General features: G+C 59.2%; 23 protein-coding genes. All 23 read right to left on the reverse strand.

The genetic code is table 11. The features are described from left to right. Positions 1 to 340: 340 nt before the first annotated feature. Complete coding sequence (locus ACRZ96_RS16815) at positions 341 to 1,021, reverse strand: hypothetical protein (protein WP_480814859.1); 681 nt, start codon at positions 1,019 to 1,021, stop codon at positions 341 to 343. A gap of 147 nt (positions 1,022 to 1,168) precedes the next feature. After that, positions 1,169 to 1,579 carry a hypothetical protein gene (locus tag ACRZ96_RS16820; RefSeq protein WP_480814860.1) on the reverse strand — a complete coding sequence of 137 codons (411 nt, stop codon included), beginning with the start codon at positions 1,577 to 1,579 and terminating at the stop codon, positions 1,169 to 1,171. A 115-nt stretch (positions 1,580 to 1,694) separates the two neighbouring features. Continuing rightward, complete coding sequence (locus ACRZ96_RS16825) at positions 1,695 to 1,904, reverse strand: transcriptional coactivator p15/PC4 family protein (protein ID WP_480814861.1); 210 nt, start codon at positions 1,902 to 1,904, stop codon at positions 1,695 to 1,697. Positions 1,905 to 2,216: 312 nt separating this feature from the next. Further along, the gene (locus ACRZ96_RS16830; RefSeq protein ID WP_170408056.1) at positions 2,217 to 2,390 is read right to left on the reverse strand and encodes an AlpA family phage regulatory protein; all 174 of its coding nucleotides are present in this window, start codon (positions 2,388 to 2,390) and stop codon (positions 2,217 to 2,219) included. A gap of 65 nt (positions 2,391 to 2,455) precedes the next feature. Then, complete coding sequence (locus ACRZ96_RS16835) at positions 2,456 to 2,938, reverse strand: hypothetical protein (protein WP_480814862.1); 483 nt, start codon at positions 2,936 to 2,938, stop codon at positions 2,456 to 2,458. Further along, a complete protein-coding gene (locus ACRZ96_RS16840; RefSeq protein ID WP_480814863.1) occupies positions 2,931 to 4,142 on the reverse strand; it encodes a tyrosine-type recombinase/integrase in 1,212 nt (403 codons plus the stop codon). The genes ACRZ96_RS16835 and ACRZ96_RS16840 overlap by 8 nt, the downstream gene beginning before the upstream one ends. A 184-nt stretch (positions 4,143 to 4,326) precedes the next feature. Further along, positions 4,327 to 5,223, reverse strand: a complete 897-nt coding sequence (locus tag ACRZ96_RS16845) for an FAD:protein FMN transferase (RefSeq protein ID WP_480707456.1) — start codon at positions 5,221 to 5,223, stop codon at positions 4,327 to 4,329. Next, positions 5,220 to 5,735: a nitrous oxide reductase accessory protein NosL gene (locus ACRZ96_RS16850; protein ID WP_170648283.1), complete on the reverse strand. Its 516-nt coding sequence runs from the start codon at positions 5,733 to 5,735 to the stop codon at positions 5,220 to 5,222. The genes ACRZ96_RS16845 and ACRZ96_RS16850 overlap by 4 nt, the downstream gene beginning before the upstream one ends. After that, the gene (locus ACRZ96_RS16855; protein WP_170408066.1) at positions 5,732 to 6,553 is read right to left on the reverse strand and encodes an ABC transporter permease; all 822 of its coding nucleotides are present in this window, start codon (positions 6,551 to 6,553) and stop codon (positions 5,732 to 5,734) included. The genes ACRZ96_RS16850 and ACRZ96_RS16855 overlap by 4 nt, the downstream gene beginning before the upstream one ends. Continuing rightward, a complete protein-coding gene (locus tag ACRZ96_RS16860; RefSeq protein ID WP_170398101.1) occupies positions 6,550 to 7,443 on the reverse strand; it encodes an ABC transporter ATP-binding protein in 894 nt (297 codons plus the stop codon). Before ACRZ96_RS16860 ends, ACRZ96_RS16855 begins: the two co-directional genes overlap by 4 nt. After that, positions 7,433 to 8,689 carry a nitrous oxide reductase family maturation protein NosD gene (locus ACRZ96_RS16865; RefSeq protein ID WP_170466503.1) on the reverse strand — a complete coding sequence of 419 codons (1,257 nt, stop codon included), beginning with the start codon at positions 8,687 to 8,689 and terminating at the stop codon, positions 7,433 to 7,435. Before ACRZ96_RS16865 ends, ACRZ96_RS16860 begins: the two co-directional genes overlap by 11 nt. Positions 8,690 to 8,691: 2 nt before the next feature. Beyond that, positions 8,692 to 10,599: a TAT-dependent nitrous-oxide reductase gene (nosZ, locus tag ACRZ96_RS16870; RefSeq protein ID WP_480571929.1), complete on the reverse strand. Its 1,908-nt coding sequence runs from the start codon at positions 10,597 to 10,599 to the stop codon at positions 8,692 to 8,694. Positions 10,600 to 10,614: 15 nt separating this feature from the next. Beyond that, a complete protein-coding gene (locus ACRZ96_RS16875) occupies positions 10,615 to 12,738 on the reverse strand; it encodes a 4Fe-4S binding protein (protein WP_480707489.1) in 2,124 nt (707 codons plus the stop codon). 44 nt (positions 12,739 to 12,782) lie between these two features. After that, on the reverse strand, positions 12,783 to 13,247 hold the full coding sequence (locus ACRZ96_RS16880; protein ID WP_170737087.1) for a DUF2946 family protein: 465 nt from the start codon (positions 13,245 to 13,247) through the stop codon (positions 12,783 to 12,785). Positions 13,248 to 13,349: 102 nt separating this feature from the next. Further along, positions 13,350 to 13,613, reverse strand: a complete 264-nt coding sequence (locus ACRZ96_RS16885; protein WP_170398115.1) for a hypothetical protein — start codon at positions 13,611 to 13,613, stop codon at positions 13,350 to 13,352. Beyond that, positions 13,570 to 15,123, reverse strand: a complete 1,554-nt coding sequence (locus ACRZ96_RS16890) for a nitrite reductase (protein ID WP_170408077.1) — start codon at positions 15,121 to 15,123, stop codon at positions 13,570 to 13,572. Before ACRZ96_RS16890 ends, ACRZ96_RS16885 begins: the two co-directional genes overlap by 44 nt. Beyond that, positions 15,098 to 16,312 (reverse strand): heme d1 biosynthesis radical SAM protein NirJ, encoded by a 1,215-nt coding sequence (gene nirJ, locus ACRZ96_RS16895; RefSeq protein WP_480814864.1) that lies wholly within the window; start codon positions 16,310 to 16,312, stop codon positions 15,098 to 15,100. The genes ACRZ96_RS16890 and nirJ overlap by 26 nt, the downstream gene beginning before the upstream one ends. A 3-nt stretch (positions 16,313 to 16,315) precedes the next feature. Beyond that, complete coding sequence (gene ahbB / locus ACRZ96_RS16900) at positions 16,316 to 16,798, reverse strand: siroheme decarboxylase subunit beta (protein WP_480571920.1); 483 nt, start codon at positions 16,796 to 16,798, stop codon at positions 16,316 to 16,318. Then, complete coding sequence (locus ACRZ96_RS16905; protein ID WP_480814865.1) at positions 16,795 to 17,244, reverse strand: Lrp/AsnC family transcriptional regulator; 450 nt, start codon at positions 17,242 to 17,244, stop codon at positions 16,795 to 16,797. The genes ahbB (ACRZ96_RS16900) and ACRZ96_RS16905 overlap by 4 nt, the downstream gene beginning before the upstream one ends. After that, positions 17,241 to 18,230 (reverse strand): siroheme decarboxylase subunit beta, encoded by a 990-nt coding sequence (ahbB, locus tag ACRZ96_RS16910; RefSeq protein ID WP_480814866.1) that lies wholly within the window; start codon positions 18,228 to 18,230, stop codon positions 17,241 to 17,243. Before ahbB (ACRZ96_RS16910) ends, ACRZ96_RS16905 begins: the two co-directional genes overlap by 4 nt. A gap of 1 nt (position 18,231) precedes the next feature. Next, positions 18,232 to 19,377 (reverse strand): cytochrome D1 domain-containing protein, encoded by a 1,146-nt coding sequence (locus ACRZ96_RS16915; RefSeq protein ID WP_480814867.1) that lies wholly within the window; start codon positions 19,375 to 19,377, stop codon positions 18,232 to 18,234. Further along, entirely contained in the window at positions 19,374 to 19,745 is a 372-nt protein-coding gene (locus ACRZ96_RS16920) for a c-type cytochrome (RefSeq protein WP_480454391.1), read from the reverse strand. The genes ACRZ96_RS16915 and ACRZ96_RS16920 overlap by 4 nt, the downstream gene beginning before the upstream one ends. Beyond that, complete coding sequence (gene cobA, locus ACRZ96_RS16925) at positions 19,738 to 20,499, reverse strand: uroporphyrinogen-III C-methyltransferase (protein WP_170408092.1); 762 nt, start codon at positions 20,497 to 20,499, stop codon at positions 19,738 to 19,740. The genes ACRZ96_RS16920 and cobA overlap by 8 nt, the downstream gene beginning before the upstream one ends. Positions 20,500 to 20,552: the final 53 nt, after the last annotated feature.

Genomic DNA, 20,552 nt, shown 5'->3' on the forward strand with positions numbered 1-20,552 from the left:
GAATAATGATTGCGAATTTCTGCCAAGTGCTTCTGCGAAGTCGCCAACTTTCTGTGTGCACAAATCCCGTGCGTTCTATCAGCGTCCATCTAGCAGTCGATCCAGTTCACGAGCCAGACGCACATGCTCGTTGATGTTTTTCCTCATCTCCTGAGCCGCTCTGGTGTACATACCGTGCTTGTAGGCCGGATTGGCCTTGCCAGGACCGTGACCACCGCCGGCACCGTGCATTCGGCAAACTGACCAACCTTTCACCGCAGGGTTTTTGCAAGGAAGGCCGGTGCGCTTAGATGTAGCCGTGCATCGTGGGGCTGCGTGTGCCCTTTCCATGGGGTTGGAGTCACTTTTTTTCATTGCCCCGCCCCCCGTGGTGAACGTCACCAACAATGGCTTGGCCACCTTCTTTCACTTCAACACGCTCTACCCGAACAGTTTGATCCGCTTTGGAGCGATACCGCTTTAACGTCTCGACTTGGCTTGTGAAAGTTCGAGCCAGTTTGTTGAGTGCGCGTTCGGCTGCATCTTGTTGCGGGATATGCTTTGAATGATTCAAGCGCCGCGCCATTACCATTGTGGCTTGGTGGATTGTTCCCATTTGAACCGCCAGCATCGCTTCGATTTGGTCCTTTGGCTGAACATCTGCGACAACAGACAGGACAAAATTCGAAGCAGGGGCCGACACGGTTTTGTCCCCATCCCCAAGCGGGATGATGTGGTTCATGATGCCTTCATAGAAGCGAAGGTCAGAAGTCCCTAGCTCATGCATCGTCATAGCGGTGCCCGACATACCGTCTAAGCCCTCGTGCTCGACAAAGACTTCTCTCGTTTCTTCATCAAAGTCCAAGTTCAAGTTCGGTGCTCTGACTTGAGCTCGCTTGTCGGCACGCACAGCGTTGATGACGGCCAACTCTGCTTCAGTTGCTTCTCTCTTGCCGACTTCCAGATCCGTTCCTGTCGAACTCGTGTCGTCCAAAGCGGGTTCATTCTTGGTATGCGTTCTCTGTTTGCTCTCGCTCTTCATTGCTCATGCCTCGTTGTGCTGGATAGTTGGTGCAGAAGGTGTCCGTTTCCCCCAGACCCCCTGGTAGATTAAGGATGTCATCATTATTGGGACGGGAGACCTGCCGAAATGGGGTGTTCTCGGCACAATTTTTGGGACGGGCCGTCATCATTTTTGTGCCGCCTCTGCTGTCCCCGGCACAAAATTTACGACGGTGTCGTCACGGTTTTGATGACGGGGTTTTTCTTTTCCGTTAGTCCCTTTGGGATTGTGAGTTGGGGCTTTCACAACCGGGAAATCCGCGCCGTCAGACCACTGCTTGTATAGTCTACGACCGCTGTTCCCATTCGCCGTTGGCAAAGAAATCTCTGTAAGTTCGAACTGCGGCGATGACGCTACTCCACTATCTCCCAATTTGGGTGGCTGGGTGACAGCGATAAAACCCTTGGCTTGTAGTTCGCGAAAGGCATTCGAAGTTGTGTTGCGTGTCACACCAAGGCACTCTGCGGCCTGCCGGACACTCATGCTGATCCTACCGTTGTTGTTGCTGTCCGGGCTTTCCATTCCAGCTTGAGCCACGGGTACAGCGCCTGCGCAGTTGATGAGAGAGCCCGCCAAGCGGGCTCCTCCATCATGTTTCGCGCCATCTTGGTCCAGTGCTCTCCGCGCTTCTCGTTGCGTTTATCCCGACCCATCAGTCGCCCCCGTCCTGCACCATCTCAGTCAGTGCGCGCTGAATGTCGGGGAGGAGGGCGGCGTTGAACGCCACTCCCTTTCGTGTGGGGTGTTTTTCTCCGTCTTTCGCGAGATACCAGACGCGAAGGTTTACGACGTCGCGGCCTATGTAATCTCCACGGGATACGTGGATTTCCTCCTGTGCGTTTTTTTGAATAACAATACTCATGACCGACGCCCTCCGTAGTACAGGGCGGCAACGACCCGTGCGGCGGCTTCCGAAAGACCATGTTTGCGACGAATGGTGCGGATTTGGAGGTCAACAGTTCTCATGCCGCCACCTCGTTCACCTGGATCAGCTCTACTTTGCTGACGAGGAAATAGATACCGAACTTCTGGCGTCCGGTGTCTGGTTTCTGCTGAGTACTCATTTTCTGTTCCTTGGTTGTTGCACCAAGGGCGAGAAACGGTTACAATCGCAACTATCCTACTAGCCGCAATTGCGTACCGCCCGCGCCCTACTTCTGGGTGCGGGTTTTGATTAAGCGGCAACCTGTTTCTCGATTGCGGCGTCGATATCGGCCTCATTCCAATAGAGGCGAGAACCGAACTTGATGGGTTTCGGTAGGCGACCAATTTCAATGTCGCGGTAGACGCTGGACCGGCTACGACCGCCGAGCTTGGACTGCAGGTCCGTGAAGGAAAGGAGGTTCATTTGTGCGCTCCATGATTGCTCATGGCACACACACTGAAGGATAGTTATCTATCAGTCATTTGCGGTTAAATGGCATCGATTTTTTCGCAAATCGCGGAATTCCAGTCTCTGTCAATTTCTAGAATTTTCTTTCCTCTAGAAATCGAAGATGCGTAGCTTCCACTTGGTGGAAAAGCTCTTTCTCGCATGGGCAATTTCAAGTGTTCTTCTACAGCAATCACCATGTTTATTAATGAGTTAACAGTGCAATTGAGCCGACTGCCGCTGAAAGTTTGGTTGACCATTTTCCACAGAAGAAACGCTCTTCGGGCGTCTATGGTGTCCAATTTGTTTTTCGGTGGGCGACCTCTCTTCACAGTCAAAGCGGATTTTATGGACCGCTCGATTTCCATGCAGTAACCAATGAAAGCCCATCTGGTCGCTTGTTTGGTTGCGCCAAGACCCATTCCAGGGACGTAGTCGACGCTAGGTTGCTCCCACTCCCATTCGACCCCGTCGTGCTCTGCTTGGACGTGGTCCAGTATTCCGCGAACTTTTCTTTTAGTCATGTCTCGCTCCAAGCTTTACCGGGTTTTGGTCGCCTTGGGTCATGTTCGATAGTAGATGGGCGGCCCATCGTTCCATCAACTCTCGCCGCTGCTCCAAGAAGTCAGTGCGCTTGTAAGACCGCTCGACAGAACCACCTACGACATGGCCCAGACAAGTTTCGGCAACCTCAAATGGCACGTATTGCGTCTCTGCTACCCAATCCCGAAACGACGACCTGAACCCGTGCGGACGCTCACTAAGCTTACGCCGCTTCATGAAAGTTCCCATAGTCATGTCCGATATCACACCGCGCCGAACACCCGGGAACAACAAGCCGTCCCGCGCAATTGGTTTGGCCTTTTCGATGACCGCCATGGCTTCTGTCGATAGAGGTACCCGGAAATCTTCAGTCGCATCCCTGCGCCCTTTCATTGCCTCCGCAGGTATTGTCCAAACATCGCCGTCAATCTGGTCTAGATGCAGGTTGCGCAAGGGATAGGACCGCACTGCAGTGAGTATCAGCAGGCGCAACGCAAATTCGGTCGTCGTACCGCCATCTAAGCTTTGATAAAAGGCCGGAACATCCATCCAAGGCATCGCAGGGATGTTTTGCGGCTTATGCCGTTGTTTGCCCAATAGGGCCTTGGCTTTATCCGTAGCCTGCAGGTCAATATCTAGCCCAAGAGCTGCAGCGTGACGCATCACGATAGACAACCGGTTCATTGCTTTTCGCGCAGTGTCTGCTTTGTCGTGCCAGATAGGGGCCAGCGTGTCCCGAATATCTTTCTGGTCTAATTCCACGACAGGTACTTTGCCCAGCTTCGGGAGAACATGCAGTTCTAGTGGTGTATACCAGCGACCTGCCTTGCCATCACCCTTTAGCTCTGCCTTGCGGCTCTCAAACGCATCCTCTGCGACGTCTTTCAACAGGTGAAGCTTACTGGCTTCCTCACGCTTGAGGCGCTCGCGCTCTTTGATTGGGTCTGTGCCTTTTCGCGCAACAGCCCGCCAGTTCTCGGCTTCCTGACGCACTTCTTTGAGCGACACCTCAGGAAAGGAGCCCAAACCCATCTCACGCCTGCGACCATGCACTGTGACACGCAAGAACCATTGCGCCCCGCCATCCTCTCGCCGATGGAACCACAGACCACCACCGTCGGAGTATTTCCCCGGCGGTACCGCCTTTAGCGTCGATGCGCTGAGCTTGTTCAACGGTCGTGACACTCATCCACCTCTCTATCCACCTTCTATATATAGTATACGGCGGGGCATAGTGGAACATGGTGGTGCAGTTAAATTACTGAAAAACAATCATTCCGTGAAATTCTGGGGCATGGTGAAACACTCTGAAACAAGGATTAGATGCCCTCTTGAGGCACCATCCCCTTACGACAAGCTTTACCCGCGCTCAGATACTCATCTCGACACGCGCGCCCGGAAAACGCGATATCAGCGCGTTTGCTTTGGCACGCGGGGTCAGGCATAGGGCGGTTGAGAGCCCGTCTGCCAATGCTGCCTGCGAGGCTGAGATTGATACAGCCTGATAGGGCGCACCCAACCCTTTCGGGTTCAGGATATGCCCCTGATCGCCCTGCAGCATGGTGCCTTCGGGGGCCGAGGTTGCGACGGCGCGGTCCTGCAGTGTGATCCGTTTAGCGACAGCACCGTCGGGCTTGGCCAGCCCGACGCGCCACGGCTCGCCATTGCTCCGCTGGCCAAGGGTGGCGACCTCGCCCATATCCACCAGCACATCGCGCAGATCGAAGGATCGCATCAAAGCGGCAATCCGGTCAGTGATCGCACCTTGAGCAATCCCGTTCAGGGTAATCGCCGAGCGTCCGGGATGCGGCAGGCGGATCTCACCGGCGCTTACGTGAACCTTGTCCCAACCAATCGTCTGGCGCGCACGTTCCACTTGCGACCCCGCCGCGCCACTCGCGAGCGCTAGCCACAGGGGCTGGATCGTCGGATCAAACACCCCGCCCGAAGCGTCGTGAAGCGTGGAACACAGGCTCAGCACCTCCAGCAGCTCAGGCGCCGGGGTGACCAGGTGGCCGATCCGGTTAAGCTGACTGATCTGCGAGTGCGTCCGGTAGAGGCTGAATATATCCTCCAGCCGATTCAGCTCTGCCTCGACCGCAGCAAAGATCGGCGCGGCCTGTGCGTCCGTCGAGCCTTCCAGCCTCAGGCTGGCGGGTGCGCCCAGCGCAATACCGCGCCATTGGGCGACGTTGCCAGCAGCGGCGGGTACGGCGGCGCAGGCGGCTGAGATGGCCAGGAAACGGCGGCGGGTCAGAAGGGTCATGCGGGCGTCTCCAGCGCGAGGTTCAAATCGACGGGGCCCAGCACTTCGGCATCGGGAATATCAGACAGTGGCAGGGCGGCGCCGCCATATTCGGCAATGAACGCCTCTGCCGCGGCGGGGTCGCCAAAGGGCACGACTTCGCGCGCACCCATGCCGCCGGCCACATCGGCGCCAACGACAAAGGTCGCGCCATCGGCTGCGATCCAGTTGGAAATCCCCGGTTGCCGCCAGCTGGGCGCGACGCTCATGTCACTGACATAGGCGGCCGTGATCTTGGCGTCACGTTCGGGGCTTTTCAGATAGGCCAGCATGTCGCGCACCTGCGCAAAGAACAAAGGCGCGGGATAGCCTTCCAGATGGATCTGCCCTTTGGGCCCGCCATGTTCCGCGATGTTCATCTGGCAGAAATAACTCAGCGCATCCGGGGTGAGATCAACCGGGTCGGGGGCCTCGGCCACCTCTTCTTTGCAGGCCGTCAACGCGACCAGAGCGATCAGGGCTAGGTATCTCATGGCTCAACTCTCCGAAATGCGAGACGCGCAAGGGCAAAGCCCAGCACCGGCCAGATCAGCAGCGAGGCGGGCGCGGCCCAGACCGGCAGGGCCTGCGCCGCCCCGGTCATGCCCGAGGCTATCGCGACGCCCTCGGTTGCGGCGATGTTCCACAAACGGAATGCGTCGGCCGGGTTGGCCACCATCACCCACGGAAAGACGGATTGGGTGAAGGTGCCGCCCTTGTCCATGACGACGGCCCCCAACAGGCCCAGATCATAGAGGACGACAAAAACCAGCCAGAGCCCGGCCGACAAACCTGCCGCCGCCGTGGCCCCCTTTGCCAGGGCGGACAGCAAGTATCCAAGCGCCAGAAAGACAGCGCCCAGCAGGATAGATGTGAGGATCAGGCGGACCAGAGCCATCAGGCTTTCCGGACCCGCGCCGCCAAAGAAGGCGGCCACTGCGCCAGCGGTGCCGAAACCGATGGTCATGGCAAAGGCCAGCGCGGCCAGATGGGCGGTGAACTTGCCGAGCAGGATTTCTCCGCGCCCCGCCGGGTAGGACAGCAGCAGCGACAGGCTGCCGCGATCCACGTCGCCGGCGATGGCGTCAAAGGCGATCATCAGCGCCAGCAGCGGCGCAAGATAGACCGACAGCGTGGTCATCGAGGCCACCGAAACGGTCAGCATGTCGACGCCTAAAGTGCCCGTTGGTGCGCTGCCTGCAAAGGTCAGCGCCAAGGCGAACAGAACCATGATCAGTGTTGCGACCAGCAGCCAGCGGTTGCGACGCAGGATCAGCATTTCTGTGCGGGTGATGGCGAGGAAGCGGGTCATTGCAAATCCTCCTGTGCGTAGTGGCGATAGAGGTCTTCCAGCTTGGGCGGGGTCATTTCCACATCCGCCACAGCGTCGCCCAATCCGGCGATCCGGCGCAGCGCCTCCATCTTGTCTTCGGGTGCGCAGAGCAATTCAACGGATGCCCCATTGATCCGGTTGCCACCCAGTTCGGCGGCCAGCACATCAGGATTGGCACTGGCGCGCACCTTCAGGCGGATCGGCAGACCGGCCAGAGCCGACAGATTGTTCAGCGTGTCATCAGCGACCATCCGGCCCTTGCGCATGATGGCGATGCGATCAGTACGGGCCTCGACCTCAGTCAGCGCATGGCTGGCAATTAGAACGGCTGTGCCTTGGGCAGCCAGCTCGTCGATGATGGCATAAAGGTCCTGCCGCGAGATCGGGTCCAGCCCGCTTGTCGGCTCATCCAGCAAAGCCACTTTCGGTTGACCCAACAGCACCTGCGCCAGACCCAGACGTTGCCGCATGCCTTTGGAATAGGTACCGATCCGGCGGTCCAATGCGTCGCTGAGACCAACGCGCTCCAACAGGCCAAGCACGTCGGCCTTTGCGCCTGAAAGCTGCGCAAACAGGGTCAACTGCTCGCGCCCTGTCAAAGCGGGATGAAACGACACCGCTTCGGGCAGATAGGCCGTCTCGCGACGCGCCTGCGCGCTGCCGGGGGTGGCATCTCCGATCCGAATGGCTCCGCCATGGATCGGCGTCAGGCCGAGGATGGATTTGATCAGCGTCGACTTGCCCGCGCCGTTATGGCCCAGCAGCGCAACGCGCTGACCGGGGGCAAGAGAGAGGGTGATATCGTCAAGAACGCGGGTTTTCCCTCGGTCCTTGAGAACATGGTCGATTGACAGGGCCTTATCCGTCATGAGGCACCTTTTTCATAGCTGGGGGTTCAGGGGCTTGCATCAATGGGTTGCTGTCCATCACGCCCCCCGGCAACAACGCCGGGAAGGCCGATTGCGACCAGCGCACCAGTTGCACGGCAGGGGAGCCGAGCAACAATTTGGCTGAGGGTTGGGTCCACAGCACATGGTCCATACTGTCATTGGGGCGATAGGGGGCATCGGCAATGCCGTTGCCATCCACATCATAAGCGGCGAAATCGGACCAGTAGTTGCCGCGTCCGTCTTCGGACCACTCGACCCATTTGGTCGAGACATATTTCACCTGCGTCCGGTTTCCGATGAATGAATTGCCAACGATGCGGTTGCGCTCGCTGCCAGCGGTAAAGTGGATTCCGATGCCGCACCCCTCAAACCAGTTATCAGTGAACTCGTTCTTGTTCGAGTTATAGAGGAAGGTGCATTTCTCTTTCGCACCTTTCACAACGTTTCCGGTGATGGTGCTTTTGTTGGCGTAGTTCAGCATGACGCCATGTTCGCGGTCGCCGATCGAGACGTTATTGGCCACGGTCACATTGGTCGTGAACATCACCGCGTAGCCCAGATCATTGCCGATCGAGACGTTGTCGCTGACCACCGAATTGTCGGCATACATGTAATGCACGGCAAAACGCAGATCGCGAAACAGGTTGCCGGTGAAGGTGTTCTTCTTCGACGAGTTTACAAAGATTCCGTCGCGGCCATAGCGAATATCGTTGTCCTCAACCACCGCACCCGGCGCGTTCCAGACATAGACGCCATTGCCACGCTCGTTCATGCGCTGGTCTTGCCGCCCTTCGATCCGGTTGCGGCGCACGATGCTGTCCTTGGCACCGTGAATATCGACGCCATAGAGATTGCCCAGCAGCACGTTATCCTCAACCACCGGCGCATGGGCCGTTTTGGTCAGCTGGATACCGCTATCGATCCCGTCATGGTCCGAGCCTGAGCCGATCACCGTCAGTCCGCGCACAGTCACGCCCGGCCCGGTCACGGTGATGACGCTGCCTTGGCCTTGGCCGTCGATGGTGGCCTGTCCCAGCCCATCAATTGTGATGGGCCGGTCCAGTACCAGTCGTTCGGCATAAACGCCGGGGCTCAGGCGGAGGGTGTCCCCATCCGCCGCCTGCGCCAGTATCTCGTTGATGGCCCCTGCCCGGTTGGGCACATCCCAATCCGCCGCCCAAAGGGGCGAGCCGAGCAGGAGCGGTATGAGCAGGGACCAACGCATGGTTATGCGCTCCGCGGCTCAACGAACATCCGGCCGCGCATCTCCATGTGCAGCGCGTGGCAGAACCACTGGCAATAGAACCAGTGCACGCCCGGACGGTCGGCAATGAAGGTGACCGAGGCGGTGGCCTGCGGCGCAACCTCCATCGCGATGCCGAAGTTCGACAGACACAAACCGTGGGTCACGTCATCCACGTCATCCAGGTTGGTGACATACAACGTTACCTCGTCACCCTGTTTGACGGTGAACTTCTCAAGGCTGAACACCGGCGCGGTCGAGGTCATGTAGACCCGCACCTTGTTGCCATCGCGGATCGGCTCCTCGGCACCCTCTTCCAGATCGACACCATCAGCCTCGGCCTGTTTGCGGGCATCTTCCCACATCGGGTCGTTGCGATCCCAGACATTGACCGGGTTCACCTTGGACCGGTGCACGAGGATCGAGTCATGCGGTTCCGCAAAGGTCGGCCCGTCATGGACCACCTTCATCTTATCACCCGAGATGTCGATCAACTGCTCGTTTTCCGGCTTCAGCGGCCCGACGTTCAGGAAGCGGTCCTTCGAGAACTTATTCATCGAAATCAGCCACTTGCCATCAGCCTCAGCCGTTTCGCCCATCGAGGTCGAATTGTGGCCCGGCTGATAATGCACATCCACTTTGTCGAGGATCGGATCAACATCCGCACCACTGTAGGCTTCGATGGCCTTGGCGATGTCCCACTTCACCACCTGGCTGTCCAGAAACAGGGTGGTGTAGGCGTTGCCTTTGCCATCAAACGCGGTGTGAAGCGGGCCAAGACCCAGCTGCGGTTCCGCCACGATGGCCGAGCGTGGATCGGCATTGTCGGCAAACAGCGCATCGACCTTTTCCACATCGATCACGGATACGGTCGGGGACAGCTTGCCGTTGATCATGATGTGTTTCTTGTCGGGTGCTGCGTTCACTCCGTGCGGCGAGTTCGGGATCGGGATGTAACGGGTCAGGTTACCGCCCGCCTCTTTGCGCCCGTCCACGACCTTGACGCCGTTCAGCTCCTGATAGTTGCCAGCAGCAATCGCGTCTTCGATGCCTTTCAGGTTGAACACGACCACGTGGTCCAGCTCATTCTCGGTCATCTCGGCCAGGTTCATACCCATTTCCGAGTTATACGAGGTCGAGAATGCGTATTTGCCCTGATAGTCGCAGTCAGTGTTGTCGAGGTTGCCCGACACCATCACCTGCCATGCGATCTCCATCGTATCACCATCAATGGCGGTGAAGATGTTCACATATTGCGACGGATCGTCGAGGATCTCACCATCATTGACCAGCGGGGCCTCGTGTTCGCCATTGGCGAAAATGTAACCGGTGCGCGGGTATTTCTGCGGACGCAGACCGTGGATGTCATGCGCGTTCGGGATTTCGATGATCTTGTCGCATTTCATCACGTCGCAGCGGATGCGCGCGACGCGTGTGTTGGCCTTGTCATTCATGAACAAATAGCGGCCATCATAGGTGCCATCGGTGAAGGACATGTGCGGGTGGTGCAGGTCGCCATTGTCATAGGTGACTTTGCCATTGGCGGCCAGGTACTGCTTGGTCTCGGGTAGCAGCCCTTCGGTCAGGATCTTCAGCGACTCGTTGGTTTGGCCCCAGCCGGTGGCCGAGCAGCGGTTGAATACCGGAATGCGCATCAACTCGCGCATCGACGGCACGCCGAGGATACGCACCTCGCCGGTCTGACCCGAGGACCAGAAGCCGTAATATTCGTCCAACTCGCCGGGCTCCAGCGCGGCATTGGCGGCGGCGCTGGCCTCTTTCGCGGTCATCAGGGTGCTGCCCAGACCGGTTCCGGCCAACACGGCGCCGGTTGCAGATGCACCCAGCAGTCCGCGGCGTGTGACGTTCAGTTTCTTATCGTGTTCCGACATGATCGTTCCTCCTTTTTAGGAAACGGTTTGCGGTTTGGCGTTCGGATGGTTCGCCGGTGGTTGTCCGAGGGGGGTTTTCGGTTGAACCGACCCTGTCTTGGCCCGCCGTTTCAACTGGCGGATAACGACGGGACATTTGTCCTCGGACTGGTAGAGCACCTGACAATGCAGGCAGGTGACGCACTCGTTCGGATTGATCTCACCGGTGGGGTGGATCGCCTGAACGGGGCATTCGTTGGCGCAGGTCTGACAGGGGGTGCCGCAATCCTTGTAGCGGCGCAGCCAGTCGAACATGCGGATACGGGCAGGGATCGCCAGCGCACCACCCAAGGGGCAGAGATAGCGGCAATAGAACCGTTCGATGAACAGCCCGATCCCCAGCAGGGTCAGCGCAAAGACCACGAAGGGCCAGTCGCGCATGAACTTCAGAATGATCGCGGTCTTGAACGGCTCGACCTCGGCATAGGTTTCAGCCAGCGGGATCGAGACAAAACTGATCCCGAACAGCACGAGGAAGATCATGTATTTCGCGGGCCAGAGCCGCTCATTCAGGCCCCAGGGCAGAGTCCATTGCGGCACCTTGAAGGCCCGCGCGATCTTGTTGGTCAGTTCCTGCAGCGCGCCAAACGGGCACAGCCAGCCGCAATAAGCACCCCGACCCCAGAACAGCAGCGCGGCAGCGACAGCGAACCATTGGATGAAGACCAACGGGTCCAGCAAGAAGGCATCCCAGGAGAAGCCGGTGCGCAAGCTGCCTGCCAGCGCCATCAGGTTCACCACGCTCAGCTGCGCATTGGCGTACCAGCCGATGAAGAACAGCGTCATGGTCAGGTATCCGATGCGGAACCAATAGAAGACGCGGGCGTTCATGGTGGCGTGGAACTGGAAGAAGAATGTCGCCGTCAGCACCAAAAGCATGACGCCCAGCACCCCGATCTCAACCGTGCGGTCCTTCCAGATGCGTTTCCAAAGCGCGGCCTTGGCTGCCGCCTCGCCGGTGGCGTCATCGACAACTACTGGCGCTGCAACGGGCAGCAGATACTGCTCGGGCAGTTTGTAGCCCAGATCGAAGGTCAGAAAGGTCTTCTCAACCGCGCCTACAGCCCGCTGCGCCAACAGTTGCAGGCGGAAGGGCTCGGCCGGATCAAACTCGGCCTCAGCGGGGATCTTGAAGATGTCCAATTCCGTGAAGCTTGGGGCATCGGGTGCCGCAACCTTGCCCAACCGGCGCTGCTGCTTGTCGAAGAATCGCACCGAATTGTCGCCTTGGATCAACTGAATCCGGTCGAAAATCCCGCCCCGGACATAGCCCGATCCCTTGAAGCTGTAGGCCCCACGCCCCAGCACCAGAATGGCCTGCTCGCCTTCGTCCAGCCAGTCGACCATGTTTTGATATTCGGCCTCACCCAGCAGCGACTTGCCGATCGACGGCACGGATACCAACGCCATATGCATATCAATATAGGTGTCATCTGGTTCGCCGGGTTCAGGGCGTTTGATGGCGCGCTGATCTCCGGTGGCTTCGAACGCAGCGTTGACCTGCCCGATATCCAACGTTAGTCGCCGGACCGAGCCGTTGCCGGACAGGGTGGTCCAGTCGTATACCGCATCCTGCGCCAGATCGACTTCGCGTTTCGGCCCATCGGCCTGCAGCGGAGACAAACCGCCCAACCCCAGCGCCCGCGCCACCTTGATGCCGCCGCGCACAAGACTGTCATCAATCACCATGATCGTGACGGTGGCCCCCGAGATGATATCGAGGTCATGCCCCTCACCGCCGGTTTCAGCCTCAACCTTCAAGTCCAGACCGGCATAGCCTTCGGTCAGCTCAACCATGCGCGCGTTGGGGATGCCAATCAGAACGATAGGCTCCGAGTGTTTGACCAGTTGCACACCGGTCAGCACCGCTTGATCATCGATGGCGGCGACCACATGGATCGGTTTGCCGGAATAGCCGGTGGTGCCAACGAAGTCAGAGGTTAGGAAGGCCCAGGCAACGGTCTCGCCGGCCTTCAGAACGGGTGCAACCGGAACGTCATCGCGGACCGGCCCAATGGCATCAGCACCGGGGGCCAGATCGGCGGGTTCAATCTCGGGCAGGAAGCTGGCGAGGCTGTCGGCATGGGCACTAATCGCCATCAGGCAGGACAGGGCAAGGGCCAGCACTATATGGATTGCGCGACTTACGACCACGGCGCACCTCCGATACTTAGGGTGGACGCCATGGACGCGCGCAGGGCGCGTTCAGCAGTTTCTTGGGTCGGGCGCGGAGGTCCCCGGGTTTCGGGCCACAGCTTATGCGACTTGTACAACATGGAAGATTTGCTGTTCTGAAGCTGTACAACACGGAAGTTTCCGATTTGCGGTATCTGCACCAGCTCGGGTGCGGGCGCTGCACTGGTGACAGCGCACAGCGCGCAATCGGCGCATTTTGGGCAGTACGCGGTCGGGTCTTCGGTGTCCTCCTCAAGATCAACTTCAACCCAGACCGCGCCGCCTTCCGAGCAGATCTCCATCCAGACACTTTCACCGGGACTCGCCAGCACCGGTCCAAAGGCCTGCAACAACAGAAGGAATATGCCTGCCAACCCACATGCCGCGCGAGTTGCGCGTACAGGGAGATTGTGCAGAGGGATCAGGGCAGGCATGGAGTCTCCGACTCGGAAAGCTATGCCTTTGGGGTATTGGATTCTACCGAGTCGCGACTTGACTTAGGTTAGGTGAAGCAAATTTCTGATTTTCTTTTCAAATCAATCGTCTGCCTCATCCATCAGGCCACGCACCCAGCGCCCTGCCAGCCATGAGGCGGGCACGCCCAAGGGGATGGACCATAAGATCGCAGGTACTGGTTCAATGGCACCAAACCCCGCGCTGTGCAGGATCAGCCCAGCCAGAAACAGGTTGATGGCCACGGTCAGAGCCGTGGCCGGATAAAGCAGGATGGCCAGCTTCCAGACCGGCCATTTGCCTTCAGTGGCTGGTGCCTTCCGAGAAGGTGATTTTGTTCCAGACATTGTACTTCCCAGACGGTTTGCGCATCGGCAGGCGGCGGACCTCTTCCAGCGTTTGCGCGTCATAGACGATCACCGCGCCGTCATCTTCCCAGATCGAAACCAGCGCGTGACTGCCATCCTTGGTGAATTCTACATGCGCCACGGTTTTGCCCGGCGCGGGGCGCAAAGTCTTTACGATTTCAAGGCTTTGCTTGTCGATCACATGCATCGCGTCCTTGTTCGGCCCAAAGAACACATCGGCCCAGACATAAGGCGAATTCTCATGGCTGCGCATGAAAAATCCTGGCCCTTCGGTTTTGATCCGCTTGACGGTTTCCCATGTTCCCATGTCGATCACCGAGACCGTGCCATCGGTCAGATGCGGCGTAGCCATCACGGTGGTGTCGCCCTGCTGCCAGGTGATCCCCGAACCTAAGTGAGGCATCCCCGGCAGGTCCAGATCTGCGATCTTATGACCGATCACCAGATCAATCACCTGCCCGCCCTTGCCATCACGCGAGGCGCCCATAACGTATTCATAACTCTGATCGAAAAAGAAATCGTCCAGGTAATCAGGCGTGGTGATCTTGCGCACGGGGAACGGGTCAGGGTTCTTGAACTGCCCCTCGATGCGGAAATCGTGGCCAATACCGGATTGCGGCGGGTTGGCCCCGTAGAACACCTCCCAAATCTCGGGGACATCCTTCAGCGCCAGAACAAAGCTTTCGCGCGGTGGTGCCTGATAAACGGCGGAAACACGGCTGGGAACGCCCTTTTTGCTTTTGACTTCAATGACTTTCGCGACCGACAAGTCCTCTGTCGACAGCAGGGTCAGCGAGTTCGGTAAATAGTTCGCTACCGCCACCCATTTGCCGTCACCCGACATGGCGATGTTGCGGCTGTTTAACCCCGCGCGCACGCGGCCCACCTGTTTCAGCGCCCAGATATCATATTTCTGCACCCAGCCATCGCGCGACATGATGAAGACATAGCGCCCATCGGGGCTGAACTTCGGCCCACCATGCACGGCGAACGGGGTTTCGAACCGATCCAGAACCTCGAACGTATCGCCGTCCAGCACACTGACATGATGATCGCCTGTTTCCACCACCAGCGTGATGTTCATCGGGTCGCTGTCCCAGACAGGCGCGTCAACCGATACGTACTCATCATCCAGAGTCCGGCTGGCCATGATATCGGCCTCGCCCCATTCGGGATCGGTCTCCAGCGGAGATTTCAACCATCCCGCCAGTTCCTCGATCTGCAACGCGTCCAACTCGTGCGAAAACGCAGGCATCTGGGTGGCCGTACGCCCTTCGGCAATCACCGCCGCCACGCGTGGCCCACGCATCCGTTTCAACGTCTCGGGGATCAGCGCCGGACCGACTCCACCCAGACGGTTTTCACCATGGCATGAGGCACAGAATTCGGCATAATCCGAAGGTGCATCAGCCCAAGCTGCGCCGGTCAGCAGCAGCGAGCAGAATGTGCCGATTTTCAAGGTGTCAAAAGAATTGATGCGCCGGATCATGGCTTTTCCCTCGGAACGGCGTGACCTGCAAACGCTCGCCTGCGCCCTGCACGCCGATTTCTTCGTTTGATAGATAGCAGGCCGGGTCCTCGGCCCACGGGTCGCCGGTCAGTTGCAAGGCACGGATGCGGGTGTTGCCGCCGCAGACATCCTTTAACTGACAAGCCCCGCAACGCCCCTTCAAAGGACGCGGACGGGTACGCAGCATGGCGAGCATCGGGTCATCGCTGGTCCAGAGTTCCGAAAACGATTTGGTCTTCACATTGCCAACAGTGTAATCGGACCAATAGGTATCGGGATGCACGCGGCCGAGGTTGTCGATATTGGCCACGCCCAGCCCGCTCGAGTTCCCACCCCACGCCGCCAGATGCTCGCGCACATGGGCGGCTTTGTCGTCGTCGAAATGCGTCCGGACCCAGTTCAGGAAATACCCGGCATCGGCATCGTTATTGCCAGTCACGATATCCAGCGGACGACCGCCTGAGACGGCTTCCCACGCGCGTTCCAACAACAAATCCAAACCCTTACGGGTGCGCAAATGCTCGGCATCCTCGCCTCGGTTCTTGTCACCGCGCCCGGCATAGACGAGGTGAGACAGGTAGAACTTGTCGACACCCTCGTCGTCGCACAGTTGCAGCAGGTCAGGCAGGTGGTGCTGTGTGCCCTCGGTCAGGCAGAACCGCAGACCCACTTTGATGCCGCGCTTCTTACATTCGCGAACACCGCGCAGGGCGTCGGCAAAGGCGCCTTCGACGCCCCGGAACCAGTCATTCGTGGCCCCGATCCCGTCTAGCGAAATGCCGACATAGTTGAAGCCCACGTCGGCGATCATGTCGGTGGTTTCGTCGTAAATCCGCGTACCGTTGGTCGACAGTGCCAGCATCGGCACCAGATCGCGGGCGCGTTTGGCGATGTCGAAGAAATCGAACCGGTCCAGCGGTTCCCCACCCGAGAGGATCAGGGCCGGGACGCGGAATTGGCCCAGATCCTCAAGGGTTACCATGGCTTGCTCGTGACTGAGCTCACCGGGGAACGGGACATCCGCCGAAACGGTGTAACAGTGGCGGCATTTCAGGTTGCAACGCCGTGTCAGGTTCCAGATCACCACCGGTTTCACCGGGCCGTGGCGGCGTTTGCGCACTGGGGTCGGTTTCACGAGCTGGTGCATGTATTCGGTCAGGCGGAACATGTCTCAGCCTTTCTTTTTCAGGCGCAGCCCGGTCTTTTTCAGGATACGCGTGGAATAGAGGATATCTTTGGCCCGGCAGGCATCGCCGAGGATTGTCGTGATCTGGGCGCGCTTGTCCTCGACCTCTTGCCCGTCCGATCCGTGAACCATGGCAAACAGATTGTAGGGCCAGTCGGGCAGGGCGCGCGGGCGTTCATAGCAATGGGTGACGAAGGGTAGCACACCAATCTGAGCGCCCAATTCAGCGACGCGGTCATCGTCGACATCCCACACAGTCATGCCGTTCGAGGTCATGCCCAGTTTATAGTGGTTGGGGGCAGCAGCGATGCGCCGGATGACACCACGCGATTTCATATCGGCCAGACGGGACATCAGAGTCCCTTCATCCAAACCCAGCGTCTCGGCCACCTGGGCGAAGGGGGCGGGCACAAGGGGCAGGCCGCCTTGCAGCGCCTCGATAATCTCTCTGTCTTTTGCGTCGATCATGCCGCCACCCGGAAGCCGATGAAGAATTCCTGAAGTTTGGGGAATTGCAGGACCGCGATCCCGGTTTCCCGTTCGATAGCCTCGGCTGTGGCTGCGATCCCCTCGGGTGTTTCGGTCGCCAGAACGAACCACATGTTCAGCCGGTGCGTGCGTTCATAATTATGAGCAACCTCGGGATGCGCATTGACTTTGGTCAGGACGGTTTCGAATTCACCCTGCGGCACGGCCATTGCGCACAAACAAAACGCACCCCCCATTGCAGCTGCGTCGAAGAACGGACCAAAGCGGGTGATTAGGCGCGCGTCTTTCATGCGGGTCAGGCGGGCCAACAGGTCGGACTCGGTGATTGCCAATTCCTGGGCAATTGCAGCGTAAGGATGCGCCGTCAGCGGCAGGTCATCCTGCATCCGGTTCAGGATCGCGCGGTCGGTGTCGTCGAGCGTCATGCGGCGGCCTCCTTCGGTTGGATCAATGCACCGGTCTGTTTGAAACAGCGGGTCGAGAACAGGACTTTGCGCTGCGCGCCAAATAGTTCGGGCAGGGCGGCGGCCCCGGCCAAAACCTCCATTGCCTCAGGGCGCGAACGCGCATGGATCATGGAATAGAGACGATAGGGCCAGACATTCTCGACCGGGTTGCGCTCATAGCACAGTGTCACACCTGGATGCGCTGCCAGTGCCGGGCCAGCGCTGCTGACCTGCTCGGCCGGCATATCCCAGACTACCATTGCATTGGCGGACCAGCCCAAAGCGCGGTGGCGTACGATGACCCCCAGGCGAGAGATGATCCCGGCCCGGTGCAAGGCGGCTACGCGATCCATCACGTCGTCTGTGTCGCGGTCCAGGGTTCGGGCCAGCGCCGCATAAGGATCTGAGACCAGCGACAGGCCGGAACTGAGGGCCTGCAACAGGGGGCGGTCGCCTTCTCGCATTGCCGAACGATCCACTTTTCGCGGGCCAGGGGCATTGCGGGTCTCGCCCGACATACGAAAGCCCAGATCAATGTTGAACGGCCGAACCAGCCGCAAATCCAGAACCCGCAGCCCCGAGCGCTGCGAGATCCTTGCGAGGGTGTCGTTCACATGCGCCCGGTCCGGGCCAGTGGCCACAAACCAAAGGTTCCAGTCATCCTCGCGCTGGTAATTGTGGTTCACACCTGGTTCCGCATCGATCAGCGCCGCGACCTCTTCCAGCCGTTCTTCCGGAGCCGCCACAGCCGCCAGCGTACTGGCGGAAACCGCGCCGGGTGCGATAGTCGCACCAACCCGCGTTATGCGCCCGGTTTTGCGCATCCGGGCCAGACGGTCGAGCACCTCTGCCTCTTCCAGCCCAAGGGCGTCGGCCAGAACCTGAAACGGGCGCTCTACGATGGGAAAGCCACGCTGGAAATCGTCCAAAAGACGGCGGTCGATCGGGTCGGTGATATGCTGCATGTCAAAGCCCCATTCTGTGCGCACGGGCGGTGAAGAAAATGCCGGATGGGCTGTCGGCGTCGATCTCGCGCAGTTTTTCAAACGTTTGCGTGTCGTAGACCATAACCTTGTTGGCGTCGCGCACGCTGATCCAGACCTCATGCCCTCGCGGAGTGAACTCCATATGCAGTACGGCAGGGCCGGGTTTGAATTCGTGAATGATCTCCTTGGTCACAGAATCAATAACCTGAATGGTGTCGTTCAGAGGGTGGGCAAAGTTCACCCAAACCTGCCGCCCGTCAGGACGGGCCATGGCAAAGACCGGCTGACCATGGGTCTGCGTACGTCCGGTTTCGGTCAGAGTGTCGGCGTCGATCCACAGCACCTCGTGATGGCCGACGGCGGGCAGCACAAATTCGCGCCCGGTCAGCGCCCAGCCTTCGAGGTGGGGCATCTTGTAGACCGGCATTTCCTCTTGTCCGCGCCCATAGTTGGGCAGCACGCGGATGGGTTCGGGCGTCTCGGCCCAAAGGTCCAGCGCGGTCAGGCCATCCTCGCCAAACAAGCCGGTGATATAGGTGCGGCCATTGGCGGTGATCAGCGCGTCATATGGGTTCTTGCCCATTTCGGGGATCTTGGTGATCGCGGGTGCGCCGTTGGAGAAATCAGCAATCCAGGTCTCGCCCGTGTCCCACATGGTAAAAACAAACCGGCGGCCGGGTGCATCGACCAATCCGATGGTTTTGCTATCGGTAGGAATGTCCGCGACCATCTCTAGCGTTTCCGCATCGAAGACGCGTACACCGCCAGGTTCATAATTCGATACAGCGACCAGCTCGCCGTCATCCGAAATGGCACCGCCAATGGCGTTGCCCGCCTGCACGACCCGGTTCACGATCTGGCGGGTGACGATATCCACCTTAGTCAGGCCGCCGTCTCGTCCAAATACATAGGCAAAGCGCTCATCGGGTGAATAGACCAGCGAGGCATGGGACAGATCGCCCAGACCTTCGATCCGCGCCAGCGCTGCGCGGTCGGATTGGTCCACCAGAAGAACCGAACCCTTGGCGCGTTCGATCACAAGTCCTAGGTCGCCGGTCGCCGTGGGTTCAGCCTGGGCGGTGGTCATGAGCAAAGTGGCGGCGAGGGTAAGGATGAGCTGTTTCATTGTGCCTCCTGTGCCAGCAGGTAACGGGCGATCCATTCGGCCTCTTCTTCGCTGATCAAGGGCCGCCATGGGGGCATCGCGGTGTCGGGGATGCCGTCGAGGATCACGCCGGTCAGTACCTCGGCATCGTAGTGTTCCAGTGTTTTGGACCGCAGATCGGGGCCGAGGCCGCCTTTCAGCGATAACCCATGGCATGAGCCGCAATCCTGATGGACAAGGCGTTTCAGTGCGTTGGGGTCAAGCGTGTCAGCAGCGAAGGCCGTGGTGGCAACAAGCACTGCGGAAGTGAGAACAGCACGTGCTGCCCATCCTTTGCGTCCTCTCACAGCCGGTTGCTGTGCCGGCCTTCCGGAACCGAACTTAGCCATGCGCCTGCTCCAAAAGGTCGGCCACAGGCCGTTCTGCATAAAGTGAAACTACCTTGCCGATGATGAACAGCGTGGGCGCCTTTAGCCCGGCCTTGCGCACATCAGCGGCCAGCCGATCCAGCCGGGATACCATCCGGCGCTCATCAGGTGTGGTCGCTTTGCCAACCGCCAAAACCGGAGTTGAGCCGGGCAGGTTCTCAGTCATCAGTCCCATGGCGATCTGGCCGATATTGGCGACGCCCATATAGACGACTAAGGTCGAGTCCGGGTCGGCCAGACGTTTCCAATCCAGATCCAGCACCTTGTCGGCCTGTCGGTGCCCGGTGACATATTGCACCGATGTCGCCAACCCGCGATGGGTCAGCGGCACGCCGGTGGAACAGGATGCCCCTTGGGCGGCGGTGATGCCCGGCGCGTATTCGACTGGGATGCCGTTTGCCATCAGATGCGCCGCCTCTTCCGAGCCGCGTCCGAAGATCATCGGATCGCCGCCCTTAAGGCGCGCAACGGTGTGACCGGCGCTGGCTTCCTCGACGAGGATTTCGTTGATGCGATCCTGCGGCACGGTATGACACTTGGGGGCCTTCCCAACCGGGATCAGCCGTGCGCCATCAGCGTGCAGATTGAGGATATCGGCCGAGACCAGACGGTCATAGACCACCACGTCCGCCTCTTGCAGCATCCGCAGCGCGCGCAGGGTCATCAGTTCGGGGTCACCGGGGCCTGCGCCAATCAGAAAAACCTTACCGCTCATGTGCAAACTCGCTTGGTCTGAATGTCTTCGGAGCCCGGAATTCCTGTGCGATC

This window comes from Ruegeria sp. CF1 (assembly GCF_056537445.1).